This is a genomic window from Citricoccus nitrophenolicus, assembly GCF_047305825.1.
In the GTDB taxonomy this organism is placed as follows: Bacteria; Actinomycetota; Actinomycetes; order Actinomycetales; family Micrococcaceae; genus Citricoccus; species Citricoccus nitrophenolicus.
This window is the reverse complement of the sequence record NZ_CP063070.1, coordinates 3,299,334-3,314,133: the sequence shown is the minus strand read 5'-3', so window position 1 is coordinate 3,314,133 and position 14,800 is coordinate 3,299,334. Positions and strand designations below refer to the sequence as shown.

General features: G+C 66.8%; 16 protein-coding genes and 1 pseudogene. All 17 read right to left on the bottom strand.

What is annotated here, in order from left to right; genetic code table 11:
- Positions 1-78: 78 nt before the first annotated feature.
- A complete protein-coding gene (locus tag IMT31_RS15015) occupies positions 79-315 on the bottom strand; it encodes a hypothetical protein (protein ID WP_345356951.1) in 237 nt (78 codons plus the stop codon).
- Between the two features lie 916 nt (positions 316-1,231).
- Positions 1,232-2,659 (bottom strand): recombinase family protein, encoded by a 1,428-nt coding sequence (locus IMT31_RS15010; protein WP_413543273.1) that lies wholly within the window; start codon positions 2,657-2,659, stop codon positions 1,232-1,234.
- 15 nt (positions 2,660-2,674) lie between these two features.
- Positions 2,675-2,923: pseudogene (locus tag IMT31_RS15005) on the bottom strand (magnesium chelatase domain-containing protein); the annotation flags it as partial.
- 14 nt (positions 2,924-2,937) lie between these two features.
- A complete protein-coding gene (locus IMT31_RS15000; protein ID WP_345356945.1) occupies positions 2,938-3,342 on the bottom strand; it encodes a YraN family protein in 405 nt (134 codons plus the stop codon).
- A 196-nt stretch (positions 3,343-3,538) separates the two neighbouring features.
- On the bottom strand, positions 3,539-3,865 hold the full coding sequence (locus IMT31_RS14995; protein WP_345356942.1) for a DUF2469 domain-containing protein: 327 nt from the start codon (positions 3,863-3,865) through the stop codon (positions 3,539-3,541).
- On the bottom strand, positions 3,862-4,578 hold the full coding sequence (locus IMT31_RS14990; protein WP_345356939.1) for a ribonuclease HII: 717 nt from the start codon (positions 4,576-4,578) through the stop codon (positions 3,862-3,864). The genes IMT31_RS14995 and IMT31_RS14990 overlap by 4 nt, the downstream gene beginning before the upstream one ends.
- Positions 4,579-4,607: 29 nt before the next feature.
- On the bottom strand, positions 4,608-5,354 hold the full coding sequence (gene lepB, locus IMT31_RS14985) for a signal peptidase I (protein WP_345356936.1): 747 nt from the start codon (positions 5,352-5,354) through the stop codon (positions 4,608-4,610).
- A gap of 34 nt (positions 5,355-5,388) precedes the next feature.
- A complete protein-coding gene (gene lepB, locus IMT31_RS14980; protein WP_413543272.1) occupies positions 5,389-6,102 on the bottom strand; it encodes a signal peptidase I in 714 nt (237 codons plus the stop codon).
- Between the two features lie 26 nt (positions 6,103-6,128).
- Entirely contained in the window at positions 6,129-6,506 is a 378-nt protein-coding gene (gene rplS / locus IMT31_RS14975; RefSeq protein ID WP_345356930.1) for a 50S ribosomal protein L19, read from the bottom strand.
- 194 nt (positions 6,507-6,700) lie between these two features.
- Complete coding sequence (gene trmD, locus IMT31_RS14970; RefSeq protein ID WP_345356926.1) at positions 6,701-7,444, bottom strand: tRNA (guanosine(37)-N1)-methyltransferase TrmD; 744 nt, start codon at positions 7,442-7,444, stop codon at positions 6,701-6,703.
- Positions 7,441-8,037, bottom strand: coding sequence for a ribosome maturation factor RimM (rimM, locus tag IMT31_RS14965; RefSeq protein ID WP_413543271.1), 597 nt, complete (start codon positions 8,035-8,037; stop codon positions 7,441-7,443). The genes trmD and rimM overlap by 4 nt, the downstream gene beginning before the upstream one ends.
- Positions 8,038-8,196: 159 nt before the next feature.
- On the bottom strand, positions 8,197-8,436 hold the full coding sequence (locus tag IMT31_RS14960) for an RNA-binding protein (protein WP_345356920.1): 240 nt from the start codon (positions 8,434-8,436) through the stop codon (positions 8,197-8,199).
- Between the two features lie 2 nt (positions 8,437-8,438).
- Entirely contained in the window at positions 8,439-8,897 is a 459-nt protein-coding gene (gene rpsP / locus IMT31_RS14955) for a 30S ribosomal protein S16 (RefSeq protein ID WP_413543270.1), read from the bottom strand.
- Positions 8,898-9,062: 165 nt separating this feature from the next.
- Positions 9,063-9,932, bottom strand: coding sequence for a VOC family protein (locus tag IMT31_RS14950; protein WP_413544441.1), 870 nt, complete (start codon positions 9,930-9,932; stop codon positions 9,063-9,065).
- 280 nt (positions 9,933-10,212) lie between these two features.
- Complete coding sequence (gene ffh / locus IMT31_RS14945; protein ID WP_413543269.1) at positions 10,213-11,814, bottom strand: signal recognition particle protein; 1,602 nt, start codon at positions 11,812-11,814, stop codon at positions 10,213-10,215.
- A gap of 157 nt (positions 11,815-11,971) precedes the next feature.
- On the bottom strand, positions 11,972-13,306 hold the full coding sequence (locus tag IMT31_RS14940; RefSeq protein WP_345356963.1) for an ammonium transporter: 1,335 nt from the start codon (positions 13,304-13,306) through the stop codon (positions 11,972-11,974).
- Positions 13,307-13,520: 214 nt separating this feature from the next.
- On the bottom strand, positions 13,521-14,735 hold the full coding sequence (gene ftsY / locus IMT31_RS14935; RefSeq protein ID WP_413543268.1) for a signal recognition particle-docking protein FtsY: 1,215 nt from the start codon (positions 14,733-14,735) through the stop codon (positions 13,521-13,523).
- Between the last annotated feature and the right edge of the window lie 65 nt (positions 14,736-14,800).

Below are 14,800 nucleotides of genomic sequence, written 5' to 3'. Positions count from 1 at the left end.
CAACCAGACCAGCGCGTGTGTCCGAAAGATCCAACGAGTACGACAGACAGGACTACTACCGTTTGCGGGGCAACCAGCTCACGACGCCCTGGACCCGCGTAGCACCAGGGTCAACAGCCAGACGCCCCCACCTCCACCGATGTACCAGAGGAATATCGGGTCCGGAAGAATGATGAACCAGCCGAAGAGTCCGAAAGCCAGGGCAAGAAAGGACAGAGTCTGGATGAGGCCCAGCGCGAAACTGATGGGTCGAGTGGCGAAGGCGACCAGGATGGCGACGGCCGCCGCTAGAGCGATGATGTATAGCCAGATCATGATGAAGTTCCCTCCTTCGTTTTCCTGGTCTCTACCGTTGCACGGGTAGGGGACAAGTTTGATATGAGTTGTGTTGTCGCATGGGGGAATGCCTACTCGGTTTTACTCGCAGTCCTCACTCTCGGAACGAAGGAGTGACGTGACATGGCCTATCTGGTCCTGTGTCAATGGCGGAGCCATGGCGACGACGCTTGACACATAGGCTGCTCTTAGCTCGGAGGAATCCACGGTGCCAAACACCTCGGTCGCTTCAGCCTCAACGTAACGAATAGATTGCTCCGTTCCGTAGGCATCGAGCTTGCCTCGCCTCATCCAGGGTTGGACGATCCTGACGCGATGCGCCGAAGCCTCAGTCAAATGTCGAGACGTAAGATATCGGTAAGATGCGGGTTCCCCCACAGCAGGAGTCTGGCGGGTTGGATCGTCCACCAAGCACCTTCTTCCTCGTCTGTTCGGAGCACACGCTTAGCCAACCGCCTGCTTCCGGTTTCGGCTCATGAAACTCCTCGTTGACCTGCACAAGGAAATACGAGCGCCCTGATCCGTACCGCGCAAATTCTGGTAATTGCAAGTATGCGAGAAGTACGAGGTGAAGGAGCCCGTGCAGAGCTGCACTGTGCATAAACTCGCCTATTTGGAAACCTGTGGAGGAATGGAGTCTTAGCTGAACGAGTGATTGGGCCAAGCAACTGGCTCGTGATACCCGGCCATGATCAGACATGTAGTCGAATCAGTACACACAGGGTTCGAGTGCGACTAAGCGCGCGCATGAGGAGCACACGGTCGGAAAGCGCCAGACTGTTCACCGCGGATACCACCACGAAAGGTCGCCTCGTCGATGTGCATGGGTACCGCAGTCGACATCGGATACTCAGACCGGTCCCGTCGCCATCCAAAGCACTTTTTCTCGCAAGCCTCAGTCGGCCGAACCAGCTTTCCAATCGAAATGTATTGACTGAGGATCCAAGTAGGGCCCGCCATTCCAGCCTTTTGGGCGGCCGCGTCTGCCCGGGTGGACAGTAACTGTCACCAGCGCGTTCAAAACAGCGCGCTGTTTGCCGATCGCAGCGTTCAGAAAGGCGTCTCCCGGGTCCGGTGCCTTGACTACGTCCGCCAACGAACTGGTGGAGGCCTGAACTCCCAGTTCAGATACGGCTTCGGACAGCTGAGCATCAATTCGCTCTCCGGCTGCTTTCAATTGATGACCGTCCATGAGTCCGTCAGCATAATCCACGGGAAGCCGTTCCCTGCGGGCCCTAAGCCCAGTGATACGGTCCCGCAGGGCCTCAGCCTGCTGGTCTGTGGCCCGTCCAGATGACAATAAAGTCAAGCCGGCTTTGCGCAACCGAAGTACAACTACGTCACGGACAAGCTCATCAATGGGTTCCATTCGCCTGGCAAGGTGGGCGTGGTCCCTGCACCGGTAGACAAGATAGCCTCCAGATGACCGGGACGCCTTCAATTTGGCACCACACCGCCCGCAGCAATAGGTACTTGATCCGAGGTGCTTCAGGACACTCGACCCCGCGTTAGTCCGGCGAGACGGGTCCGTAAGTATGGACCGGACGGCTTGCCAAACACTCTCGTCAAGTATCGCGGGCCAAACGGCCGGCCCGGTGATCTTTCCACGATGCTCCATCAATCCGGCATTTCTGGCACGCAGGAGAATGTCACGTAACTGGATCGCGGACAAGGGCTTGTCCGTAGCACGAGTACCTGTAAACCCATGCGCAGTTAGGTCCGCAGCGATGGAACGCAGCGACTCCCCCGCAAGTAGTCGCCGAGATGCGTCGCGCACGGCATCTGCCTCGGTACCGTGCAGCTCCATACCGCCGTCTTGGTAACCAAACGGGCGCGGCCCGCCGCGGTAGGTTCCTTGTTCGACGTTCTGCAGCTTGGCGCGAGTGACCCGCTCTGAGATCCGGTCAGCCTCAGCAGCGTCGTTCGCAGCCAGATAGCGCAGAATCATCTTTCCATCAGCTGTAGCAAAGTTTGCGGACGAGGAAACGACAGTGTGCACTTCCAGTCCGTGGGACTCTGAGAGCTTCATAAGCTCTTCCCAGTCCATGGGCCGACGGGTAATTCGACTGTTGGAGTAGGCCAGCACCACAGCAACTTCTCCGGCACGTACCGCTTCTAACATGGCGCGATAAGACGGACGGGCCTTTTTGGACTTCACAGACGCGCCGATGTCGTTATCAGTGAAGACACGTACAACAGGCAACCCCATCCTTTCAGCTAGGGCTCGACAATCGGCCTCTTGCCGCTCTACGCCGGCTTCCGTTCCCTCAGCATCCCGGCTGATTCGCACATAAACCGCAGCTGATTTGTTGCACTGCTCCATGTGTCTACTCTAGGGTACTGACAGGTCGAAGCCCGGCCCCCGCTTGTGCAGGGCTGCCGGCACGAGGTTCACCGTGAGGTGGCGGCGCGTCAGCGGCAGTCCCGAGTTCCGGGCCGCCGCCTTGATCCGGTCCCGGCTCTCCTGCAGGGACTGGTCCGGCAGGCCGAGCAGCACGAATCCCGGCAGTGTCTGACCGATGTCCGCCTCCACCTCCACGAGGTGACCGTGCATGCCCGTCAGCGCCACCGCGAGAGTGCGTCCCATGACCGGAGTCCCGCTCATGGCCTGATGTCCTTGAGCACCTCGACGCTCAGTCCGCCGCCAGCGGGGAGCAGGACGGCGACCGCGTCCATCCGCCATCCGGCCAGGCGCAGTGACTCCGGGTGGGCGATGGCCCACTGCTGTGCCAGCCGGAACAGCCGGCGCAGTTTGCGCGGGGTGATGGCCTCGAGGGGATGGCCGTACCCGGTTCCACGGCGGGTCTTGACCTCCACGGCCACCCACCACCCCTGATGGATGGCGACCAGATCCAGCTCACCGTCCGGGCTGCGCCAGTTCCGGTCCACGATCTCGTAGCCCTGATCCTGCAGCCACCGGGCGGCCACGTCCTCCCCGAATCGGCCCAGTGCCGTGTGGGCTGATGATTCCTTCGGCCTCGTCCCGGCCGGTGTCGCATGCTCCATAGATGCACCTCCACCCACCATCCTGCGGGGATGCCCGCCGACGCAGGGCCGGCGTTGGTCCCGCTGTGGATGGGCACGGCGCGTCGGAGCACTGTGCAGGAACCGGCCTGGAACCTGGGCCGAAGATGCAGTCCCGAAGATGCGGCCCGAGGTGCGCGCCGGCCGGGTCCTTGCAGCCCCTCGGATGACCCCGCCCTCAGGTGACCGGCGGACCGTCCTGGGGCAGCTGCAGATCATCCCGCGGGGGAAGCTCCTCCACGTTGACGTCCTTGAAGCTGAGGACCCGCACCCGCTTGACGAAGCGGGCAGTCCGGTAGATGTCCCACACCCAGGCGTCCTCGAGCAGGACCTCGAAGAACACCTCTCCGCCCTCGGCGCGGGCCGTCACGTCCACTGCATTGGCAAGATAGAAGCGCCGCTCGGTCTCCACCACGTAGCGGAAGAGCCCCACCACGTCGCGGTACTCCCGGTAGAGCTGCAGCTCCATCTCGGATTCGTAGTTCTCGAGTTCGTCGCCGCTCATGCCGTCCATTCTGCCTGCTCCCCGCCCGGGGGCCTCCCCAGGCCGAGGTTCCAGCTCATCCGGTGGTAGGGACTCGGCCCCTGGTCCACGATCGCCAACCGGTGCGCGGAGGCCCCGTACCCCTTGTTGCCCTCCCAGCCATAGGCGGGAAAGGCCTCCGCGAGCCCACTCATCAGCCCATCCCGCTCCACCTTGGCCAGGATGGAGGCCGCCGCCACCGAGGCACACGTCGCATCGGCTTTGACCTGCAGGTGCACAGCTCCGGGCCCCGGGGACAGCGCCCCGCACAGGGCGGCCGGCGCCTTCGGCAGCCAGTTGTCCCGCCCGTCCAGGAGCAGTAGATCCGGGATTCGGCCCAGGTCCGCCGCCACCCGGTGCCAGGCACGTCGCCCCGCCAGGGCGAGGGCCGCGGTGATCCCGTACCGGTCGATCTCCGCCGGTTCGGCGTGCCCGACGGCGGACGCGGCACCCCAGGAGAGGATCTCCGGGACCAGCGCCGTCCGGCGCTTGGCGCTCAGGGCCTTGGAGTCACGCACGGCCGGATGGGGGCCGTCGTCGGGCAACTTGACCACCACCACGCCGACGCTCACCGGACCGGCCAACGCGCCGCGGCCGACCTCGTCCATGCCGGCGACGAGCAGCGCTCCACCCTCCGTAGCCATCTCCGCTCGCCGAGCCGCGGCGAGCGAATGCTCCAGCGCCAGATCCGGCATCACCGGAGCCGGCCGTGCTGTCCTGGCCGTCATTCGGACCCGGTCCGGGCCGCCTCCGGGTCCGGGACCTGCTCGAAGACGTCACGGTCTCCCCCGGCGTCCCCCCACCTGGAGAGCGGCCAGGCGATGACCTCGGCGCGTCCGGTGACGTCATCGAGGCTGATGAAGCCGCCACCGGGGCCATCCTGGTGCATGCGCGAGTCGGCCGAGGCGTCCCGGTGGTCCCCCATGACCCAGACATGCCCCTCGGGCACGGTGACGTCGAAGGGGATGTCGGACGGCGCTGAGCCGGGATACAGGTACGGCTCCTCGACCGGGGCCCCGTTGACGGTGAGCTCCCCCTCGGCGCTACAGCACTGCACCCGGTCACCCGGCAGTCCGATCAGACGCTTGACGAGGTGCTGCTCGGAGGAGTTGGGCATCAGGCCGATGAACTCGAGGGCGTCCCGGACGGGGTTGGACGCCACCGGCGCGGGCTGCCCGAGCCAGCCCTTGGTGTCCTCGAAGACCACCACATCACCGCGTTCCACCTCGAAGGGACCGGGGATCAGGAGGTTGACGAAGATCCTGTCATTGATCTGCAGCGTCTGCTCCATGGAGCCGGACGGGATGTAGTAGGCCCGGAACAGGAAGGTCTTGACCAGGAACGAGGCGAGGATGGTGATGAGGATGATCAGGACGATCTCGCGAACCGCCAGCCAGAGGCGGCGGCCCCCGGAGGGTTCGGCGACGCCCTGGGGCCGCGCCGGTCTCGCCGGGCTGCTGTCCTGCGTCATCCTGCCGTCCTCTCCGCTGGTCCAGCCTGTCACTCTACCGCCCGGACAGGGCATCGACCTGTTCCAGGTCGGTGCGTCGAGCCGGCGGCCACGCGATGGCCGTCACTCGCCCCACGACCGAGGACTCGGCGATCATGCCGCCGCCGGGGGCACCCAGCAGGGCTCGGGAATCGAGGGAGTGGTGACGGTTGTCTCCCAGCAGGAACAGCCGCCCCTCGGGCACGGTGGCCGTGAAGGGAACCGTGGAGGCCGGTAGCTCGGCCAGGTAGTCCTCCTGAACCGGCTCGCCGTTGACCTGGAGCAGACCATCCCCGGTGCAGCAGGACACGGTGTCCCCGCCAGTGCCGGCCACCCGCTTCACCACCGCTGTGGTGTCCGGAGCCAGACCGAGCCACTGCAGCGCAACGTCCACGGACTTCGCCGCGGCCGGGCGAGAGTCATAGGGCACAAAACTGCCCTCACCGTCCACCACCACCACGTCACCGCGGCGCACGGGCGCGGCGTCATAGGCCGACCGGTCCACGCTGATGCGATCGCCCGGGAGCAGCAACGGCTCCATGGACCCGGAGGGGATCCGATAGGGATCGGCCACCGTGCTGCGCACCAGGGCCGAGGCCAGGACAGCTGCAACGGCCACGGCCACCGCGGCGAACACCCAGGGGCCCCGGATACCACGACGCCGCGGGCGCCGGTCCCCGGTGGGGGCCCGGCGCCCGCGGCGCTGAGGATCAGGCGAGTCGTGCGGCATGTCCGCCCACCTCGGTGTGTGGCCGATCAGGCCTTCTTGGCCGACTTCGGCGTGGCCGAGAAGTCGCGCTTCTCCTTGATCTTGGCGGCCTTGCCGTGGCGATCACGCATGTAGTACAGCTTGGCGCGGCGCACGTCACCGCGGGAGACGAGCTCGATCTTGTCGATGACCGGGGAGTGCACCGGGAAGGTGCGCTCCACGCCCACGCCGAAGGACACCTTGCGGACGCGGAAGGTCTCGCGGATGCCATGGCCATGGCGGCCCATGACGAAGCCCTGGAAGACCTGCACGCGGGCGGTCTTGCCCTCGATGATGTTCACGTGCACCTTGACGGTGTCGCCGGGACGGAAGTCGGGAACGTCGCTGCGCAGCGCGGCGGCATCGACGGAGTCGAGAATATGCATGGTGATACTCCTGGTGAACGCCACAGGTCATTCACGTCATCTGCGGCTCGCCGGCCGGTGTCTCCGTGGCGGAGGCGTCGGGATGGGCGGGCCAGAAACCGGTGACCGGACAACCCCTCATGGGTGCCGGTTGGTCACACTGTTGACATCCGCCCCCTGTGGCAGGTCGGATGTCCAGTTGACACAGCTGTACATTATGCCAGAGGCGGGGCCGTCTTGTCTCCTGGGAGAAGATCGGGCCGGCGGGCCCGGGTGCGCTCCAGCTGCTGGTCATGCCGCCAGGCGGCGACCCGCCCGTGATCCCCAGAGAGCAGCACCTCCGGGACCTCGCGGCCGCGCCAGGAGGACGGCTTGGTGTAGACCGGGTACTCCAGCAGCCCATCGCTGTGGGACTCCTCCACGAGGGACTCCGGGTTGCCGACCACGCCGGGCACGAGCCGGCCGATGGCCTCGATCATGGCCAGCGCCGCCACCTCCCCACCGTTGAGCACGTAGTCGCCGAGGGAGACCAGGCGGACGTCGAAGTGCTCCCCGGCCCATTCGAACAGCCGCTCGTCGATACCCTCGTAGCGCCCGCAGGCCACCACCAGGTGATCCGCAGTGGACAGCTCTTGGGCCACAGCCTGCTGGAACAAGGTGCCCGACGGCGTCGGCACCAGCAGTACGGGACGTGCACCCTGCGGTGCGGTCGGGGCGGCGGCTTCCGCGCCGGCCACGGCGATCCCCTCCAGAGCCAGGGCCCAGGGCTCGGGCTTCATCACCATGCCGGCCCCGCCCCCGTAGGGCGTGTCGTCCACCGTGCGGTGGCGGTCCACGGTGTGCTCGCGCAGGTCGTGGATCCTGATGTCCAGCAGCCCATCCCGCCGCGCTTTGCCGATCAGGGACACGTCCAGGGCGGCCAGGTACTCGGGGAAGATGGTGACGACGTCGACCCTCATGCCGAGTCCCCCTGGCCCGGTGCGGCGCCGGACTCCTCGTTCAGGGTCAGCAGACCCGGCGGCGGGGTGAGGGTGATGACGCCCGCCTCCGGATCGATCTCGGGAACGATCTCGTCCACGAAGGGCACCAGCACCTCGGCACCACCGTCCACCCCGATCTCCAGCAGGTCCTGGAACTCACCGGTCTGCAGGCCCGTCACGGAACCGACGCGCCGGCCTCCCACCAGCACCGCCAGGCCCACGAGGTCCTCCTCATACCAGGAATCGTCCTCACCGGCCCCGCCCGGGGCGGCGAAGAGCTCCGTGCCGCGCAGCTCCTCTGCCTGGTTGCGCGTGAGGACTCCCTCGAAGGCCAGCAACAGGATGTCCTTGTTCCACCGGGCCCGCACCACGGTCAGCTCGCCGTCACGTCCGCCGGTTGTGCCGCCCCGCCGGCCGATGAGTCCGGCACCGGGGAGGAAACGCTCGCCCGGCTCGTCCGTGTAGACCTGCACGGTCACCTCCCCCCGGATGCCGTGCGGCTTGCCGATCCGGGCGACGCGGACCTGCTCAATCCCGTCGACGGACGGGCTCTGATCGCCTGGCTGGGGCATGGTGGTGGGGTCCTCTCCTGGGCACTGCCGGATGATCGGCGGGCTGGTCTGCGGGTGGTCTCAGACACCGATGGCCCGCGCCGGACAGTGTCCGGACACGGGCCATCATGTCATGTGCCGCGCCCACCGAGACCTGCAGGGTGGGGTGGCACGGTACAGCTACCGGCGGCGGTCGGTGTCCACCACGTCGACCCGCACCGGGTGGCCGGCGAGGCCGTCCAGCACGGTGCGCAATGCCGTGGCGGTCCGGCCCTGGCGGCCGATCACCCGACCGAGGTCGGAGGGATCGACACGGACCTCGAGGACCTCGCCCCGCCGGTTGGTGCGCAGGTCGACCTGGACATCCTCGGGGGAATCGACAATCCCCCGGACCAGGTGTTCGAGCGCTTCATTCAGCATGGTCACTCAGACTTCTCGTCAGCCGGGGCCTCGGAGTCGTTGCCGGCAGCCTCGGCGCCCTCTGCGGAGTCAGCTGACTCGGCCGGAGCCTCAGCAGCGTCCTTCTTGGGGGTGATGGCCTCGGGGATGATGACCGAGCCCTTCTGCGGGGCCACGAAGGCCTCCTTGGGCTGCTTGGTCTTCAGGGTGCCCTCTGCTCCGGGCTCCCCCTTGAACTTCTGCCAGTCACCGGTGATCTTGAGGATGGCCTGGACCTGCTCGGTGGGCTGGGCGCCCACGGACAACCAGTACTGGGCCCTCTCAGACTGGACCTCGATGAACGAGGGCTCCTCGGTCGGGTGGTACTTGCCGATCTCCTCGATGGCACGGCCATCGCGCTTGGCGCGGGAGTCCATGACGACAATGCGGTAGTACGGGGCGCGCATCTTGCCGAAGCGCTTCAAACGGATCTTAACGGCCACGGGTGTGGTAGCTCCTGGTTCTTGGTGGTGGCGCAACCTCCGCTCCGGCCGTGGGGTTGGCACGGAACGGCGGGCTACTGACAGAACGGCCGGCCGGAGGGATAGAGGGTCGCCCGGACGGCAGCTCAGTACCGTCCCATTCTGCCAGATCCCCGGCCAATTCTCCTAGTCGGTCACTGCACCGGACATCCTGACGGCAGGAGCCTCGGCCTCGGTCAGGACCAGCAGCGTGTTCCACGGGTCTCGCACCTCGAGGCCACGATCGGTGCGCTGCGCGGTCCGGCCTGCACTCGCGAGGCGTTCTTCCGCCGCGCCCAACCCCTCACCGCGAGGTAGGGTCACGTCCACGGTGCCCAGACCCAGGGTGTTGCGACGGGGCCCCACCCCGGTGGAGTTCCAGGTGTTCATGGCCATGTGGTGGTGATACCCGCCGGCAGACACGAACAGAGCCATGGTGCCCAATCCCGTGGTCTTCTCGAACCCGAGGTCCCGGACGTAGAACTCCTCCGCAGTGGCAACATCCCCCACCTGCAGGTGGACGTGCCCCACCGAGGCGGGCGCCGTGCGCAGCCGGGCGACGGCCTCCTCTGTGAGGTGGTTGTTGAGGTACTGGTCCCACGCCAGATAGATGGTGCCCATCGCGATCTGGCGGTCCTCACCCCACTGCCACTGATCTCGGGGACGGTCCACATAGAGTTCGATGCCATTGTGGTCCGGATCCTGGAAGTAGAAGGCCTCGGAGACCAGGTGATCGGAGCTGCCCACAAACCGCGTGGGGTCATGACGCACGGCCGAGTACACGGCAGCGGCCAGGTCGGCGGCCTGCTCGAACAGAATGGCCACGTGATACAGCCCGGCCTCTCCCTCGCCCGGCAGCTTGAGACCCCGGGCCTCCTCGATACCCACGAGGGGAACCCCGGCGCGCCCCAGGATCACGTTCGGCCCGTCCTGAGCCACCACCACGAGCCCGAGGGCCTGCTCGTAGTAGCCGCGTAGACGAGACACGTTGTCTGTCTTGAGGGTGACCATGCCCATGGTCAGCCCAGCGGGGAGCAGCTGATCCACCGGACGTCCACTGATGGACTGGTGATTCAACGAGGCTGCAAACGAGGCTGCAGCAGGATCGATGAGGTGATCTGCGGTGGCGGCGCTGGAAGTCATGGGAGGCTCCTTCAGGATCGGGAGAACTGTTGTGGTGAATGGCCTTCAGTACAGCACAACATGGTTGACGCTTCAACTATTCCCGGAGAGTTGTCCCTCCCATGCCACGGGCCGTCCCTCCGCAGGGGAGGAACGGCCCGTGGTGCAGTTCGGCTCAGTTGCCGCCGAGGTACTTCTCGAAGCCCTTGGGGAGGTTCAGCGAGGACGGATCGAAGCCGTCCGGGCCGCCTTCGGCCCCCTTCCCGAAGGCCGAGCCCTGCGGCGGGGCGGCAGGGCGTTTGCGGCGCTCCTCGAGCTCACGCATCTCCTGAGCTGCCTTGGCCGGGTTGCCGGACCGGGGTTTGGCCTTCTTGCCCTTGCCCTTTCCCTTCTTGGATCCTCCGGCGGCGCCGCCGCCTGGCATCCCTGGCATCCCTGGCATCCCCGGCATGCCCCCACCGGAGGCCATCTTCTTCATCATCTTCTGAGCCTGGCCGAACCGCTCCAGCAGGCCGTTGACCTCAGAGACCTGGACACCGGAGCCGCGGGCGATCCGGGCGCGGCGGGAACCGTTGATGATCTTGGGTGCCACCCGCTCATGCGGGGTCATGGACCGGATGATGGCCTCGATGCGGTCGATCTGGCGATCGTCGAACTGCTCCAGCTGCTGCCGCATGCCCTGGGCACCGGGCATCATCATGAGCAGCTTCTTCATGGAGCCCATGTTCTTGATCTGCTGCATCTGATCAAGGAAGTCGTCGAGGGTGAAGTCCTCCTGGTCCACGAACTTCTGGGCCATCTTCTCGGCCTCGGCCTTGTCCCAGCTGCGCTCGGCCTGCTCGATCAGGCTCATCACGTCGCCCATGTCCAGGATGCGCGATGCCATCCGGTCCGGGTGGAAGACCTCGAAGTCGGACAGGCTCTCGCCCGTGGAGGCGAACATGACCGGCTTGCCCGTCACCGAGCGCACCGAGAGGGCGGCACCGCCGCGCGCGTCGCCGTCGAGCTTGGACAACACCACTCCGGTGAAGCCGACACCCTCGTTGAACGACTGCGCCGTGGCCACCGCGTCCTGGCCGATCATGGCATCGAGGACGAAGAGCACCTCGTCCGGCTGTACCGCGGAGCGGATGTTCGCGGCCTGCTCCATGAGCTCCGAGTCCACACCGAGCCGGCCGGCGGTGTCCACGATCACGACGTCGTTGTACTTGGCCTTCGCCTCCGCCACGCCGTCTCGAGCCACCTGAACCGGGTCTCCGGTCGCGTCCTCGAACTCGCTGGAGACGCCCGGGTGCGGGGCGTAGACGGGAACCCCGGCCCGTTCACCGTTGACCTGCAACTGCTTGACCGCGTTGGGCCGCTGCAGGTCCGCCGCCACCAACATCGGCGTGTGGCCCTGCTCCTTGAGATGCTGGGAGAGCTTGCCGGCCAGCGTGGTCTTACCGGCGCCCTGCAGGCCCACGAGCATGATCACCGTGGGCGGGTTCTTCGCGAGGTTCAGCCGCCGGGTCTCGCCGCCCAGGATGCCGACCAGTTCGTCGTTGACGATCTTGACGACCTGCTGGCCGGGGTTGAGGGCCTGGCTGACCTCCTCGCCGAGAGAGCGCTCCTTGATGTGGGCGATGAACTCCCGGACCACCGGAACGGCCACATCGGCGTCCAGCAGCGCCCGGCGGATCTCACGGGCGGTGGCGTCGATGTCCGCCTCGGACAGACGACCCTTGCCCTTCAGGTTCTTGAAGGTGGCGGCCAGGCGGTCGGACAGGGAGTTGAACACTGCGGTGCTCTTCCTTCGGGGTTGGGGGGCGGCACATGCGAATCTACCGGTTTCCAAGGGTATCAAGTCAGACGGCGCCGGACCCCCGCACAGTTGCGGGGGCCCGGCGCCGTCCGGGGATCCCGGCGGGGAACGCCGTCAGGACATCACGGTGCCATCACTGCACACGGACCGCTTCGGTCTCCGGGGCGGGCTCGGCGGCACGGGCTCCGGCGATCTGCTGCTGCTCTCCGGTGTCCACGGTCTCGGCATAGGACGTCCCCATCCCACCGCCTCCGAACTCGTAGGCGATCTCGCTGTGCAGCGACTGGTCCAGGCCGAGCTCTTCCTCCTCGGCGGTGACGCGCCAGCCCATCGTGGCCTTGAGTGCGATGCCGATGATGAAGGTCACGATGGCCGTGTACACCACGGCGACCACCACGGCCACGACCTGGGCCATCAGCAGCGAGGCGTCGCCGCCGTAGAAGAGGCCGGCGCGGCCGTCCTCCATCGGCAGGCCCAGCAGGCCGATCATCACGGTGCCGAGGATGCCGGCCACCAGGTGCAGGCCCACGACGTCCAGGGAGTCGTCGAAGCCGAGCTTGTACTTCAGGCCGACGGCCAGTGCGCAGGCGGCGCCCGAGAGGAAGCCGATGATCAGGGCGCCCACCGGGTCCACGTAGGCGCAGGCCGGCGTGATGGCGACGAGGCCGGCCACGATGCCGGAGGCACTGCCGATCGAGGTGGCGCGCTTGCCGCGCACCCGTTCGGTGAGCAGCCAGCCGAGCATGGCGGCGGCCGGGGCGGCCAGCGTGTTGACCCAGATGAGACCCGCCTGGGTGGCGTCGGCCGCGGCACCGCCGTTGAACCCGAACCAGCCGAACCACAGCAGGGCCGCACCGAGCATCACGAAGGGGATGTTGTGGGGACGGTGGCCCGGGTCGACGCCGAAGCCCTTGCGCTTGCCCAGCAGCAGGGCCAGCACCAGCGCAGCCACGCCGGCGGCGATGTGGACGACCAGGCCGCCTGCGAAGTCGATGGCCTCCCCGACGGCTGAACCGATGAAGCCGTCAGCCGAGAGCAGGCCACCGCCCCACACCATGAACGCCAGCGGGCAGTAGACGGCGGTGACCCAGATCGGGACGAAGACCACCCAGGTGCTGAACTTGGCGCGGTCGGCGATCGCCCCGGAGATCAGGGCCACCGTGATGATCGCGAAGGTGGCGCCGAAGCCGATCCCGATCAGGTCCTCGGTCCCGAGGGCCCCGTAGAGGCCGAAGTCGGCGAAGGGGCTGGCGAACAGTTGGAGGATGCCCTCACCGCCGGACATGTTGTAGCCCCACAGCACCCAGACCACGGCGACCAGGCCGATGGACACGAAGGACATCATCATCATGTTCAGTGAGGCCTTGGCTCGCGTCAGGCCCCCGTAGAAGAAGGCCAGGCCGGGGGTCATCAGCAGGACCAGGCCGGCACACACCATGGTCCAGACATGGCCTGCTGTCAGTTCGATCGTTTCCACATTGATTCCTCTCGCCGAAGGACCAACCGCCGCGCCCGGACGGGGATGGCCCGGGTCATCGGCACGAGCCGCGACGGTTGCGACTGGTCCCGGTTAAGAGGATGCTCCCGCTGTGTTTCCTGACCCGTGCGGAGATGTTTCCGGTAGATGAGGTTCGCCCCGAGGGCGTTAACAGCGTGTTACGGGACCCGGCCCGGCAAATCCCTCAGTCCAGCAGGGCCTCCACGAAGCCCTCGGCGTTGAACGGGGCCAGATCATCCGGTCCCTCACCGAGGCCCACCAGCTTGACCGGGACGCCGAGCTCTCGCTGGATGGCCACCACGATCCCGCCCTTGGCGGTGCCGTCCAGCTTGGTCAGCACGATCCCGGTGATGTTGACCACCTCGGCGAATACCTTGGCCTGGGCCAGGCCGTTCTGGCCGGTGGTGGCGTCCAAGACCAGCAGGACCTCGTCCACCTGGGCCTGCTTCTCGATGACTCGCTTGATCTTGCCCAGCTCGTCCATGAGGTTCGCCTTGTTCTGCAGGCGTCCGGCGGTGTCCACGATGACGGCATCGGCCTCCTGCTCGATGCCGGTCTTCACCGCCTCGAAGGCAACCGAGGCCGGGTCCGCGCCATCCTCATGGGAGCGGACGGTGTCCACGCCCACACGGGAGCCCCACGTGGCCAACTGCTCGGCGGCGGCGGCGCGGAAGGTGTCCGCCGCGCCGAAGACCACGTGACGGTCCTCGGCCACGAGCACGCGGCCGATCTTGCCCACGGTGGTGGTCTTGCCCACACCGTTGACGCCGACGACCATCATGACGGCCGGGCGGTCCTGCTTACGGGTGGCATCCAGCCGGCGGTCCATGCTCGGGTCCACCATCTTGACCAGTTCCTCGTGGAGCATGGCCTTGACCTGCTGTGGGTCCCTGGAGCCCTCCACCGTGACCCGCTCACGCAGGTTGTCCACCAGCTCCATCGTCGGGGCGGTGCCGAGATCCGCCAGCAACAGGGTCTCCTCGACCTCGTCCCAGACCTCGTCCGTGATGTTGTCGCTGGAGAGCAGGGCCAGCAGACCCTTGCCGAAGATGTTGTTGGACTTCGCCAGGCGGGCCCGCAGCCGGGCCAGTCGGCCGGCGGCTGGGGCCGGGGTCTCCAGCCCAGGCGGGGCCTCGATGTCCTCCACGTCCGTGGCCGGCACGGGAGCGGCGACCGGAGACTCGGGTTCCGCGACGGCGGTGCCGGTCCGGCCGGCGTCGTCGGTCTCCGGGCGTTCGAGGAGATCGGTACCGGCCGTGCCGCCGGGCGCCGGGTCGTTGTCATCCCGCGTGGTCGGGTAGGTGCCCTTCGGCGGCTTGGGCGTGCGGTCGATGAACCCCAGCAGGGCCAGGCCGACGATGAGGACAGAGGCGAGCGAAATCAAGATGATCGGATCCACCGGACCAGTCTGTCACAGCTCCCGGCCGCCCCTGCCGGTCACAGCACGGTCAGCGCCCGGGTGGC

Coding starts and splice junctions, on each gene's coding strand:
- IMT31_RS15015 (WP_345356951.1), bottom strand. CDS start 315: ATGATCTGGCTATACATCATCGCTCTAGCGGCGGCCGTCGCCATCCTG.
- IMT31_RS15010 (WP_413543273.1), bottom strand. CDS start 2,659: ATGGAGCAGTGCAACAAATCAGCTGCGGTTTATGTGCGAATCAGCCGG.
- IMT31_RS15000 (WP_345356945.1), bottom strand. CDS start 3,342: ATGGAGCATGCGACACCGGCCGGGACGAGGCCGAAGGAATCATCAGCC.
- IMT31_RS14995 (WP_345356942.1), bottom strand. CDS start 3,865: ATGAGCGGCGACGAACTCGAGAACTACGAATCCGAGATGGAGCTGCAG.
- IMT31_RS14990 (WP_345356939.1), bottom strand. CDS start 4,578: ATGCCGGATCTGGCGCTGGAGCATTCGCTCGCCGCGGCTCGGCGAGCG.
- lepB (WP_345356936.1), bottom strand. CDS start 5,354: ATGACGCAGGACAGCAGCCCGGCGAGACCGGCGCGGCCCCAGGGCGTC.
- lepB (WP_413543272.1), bottom strand. CDS start 6,102: ATGCCGCACGACTCGCCTGATCCTCAGCGCCGCGGGCGCCGGGCCCCC.
- rplS (WP_345356930.1), bottom strand. CDS start 6,506: ATGCATATTCTCGACTCCGTCGATGCCGCCGCGCTGCGCAGCGACGTT.
- trmD (WP_345356926.1), bottom strand. CDS start 7,444: ATGAGGGTCGACGTCGTCACCATCTTCCCCGAGTACCTGGCCGCCCTG.
- rimM (WP_413543271.1), bottom strand. CDS start 8,037: ATGCCCCAGCCAGGCGATCAGAGCCCGTCCGTCGACGGGATTGAGCAG.
- IMT31_RS14960 (WP_345356920.1), bottom strand. CDS start 8,436: ATGCTGAATGAAGCGCTCGAACACCTGGTCCGGGGGATTGTCGATTCC.
- IMT31_RS14950 (WP_413544441.1), bottom strand. CDS start 9,932: ATGGGCATGGTCACCCTCAAGACAGACAACGTGTCTCGTCTACGCGGC.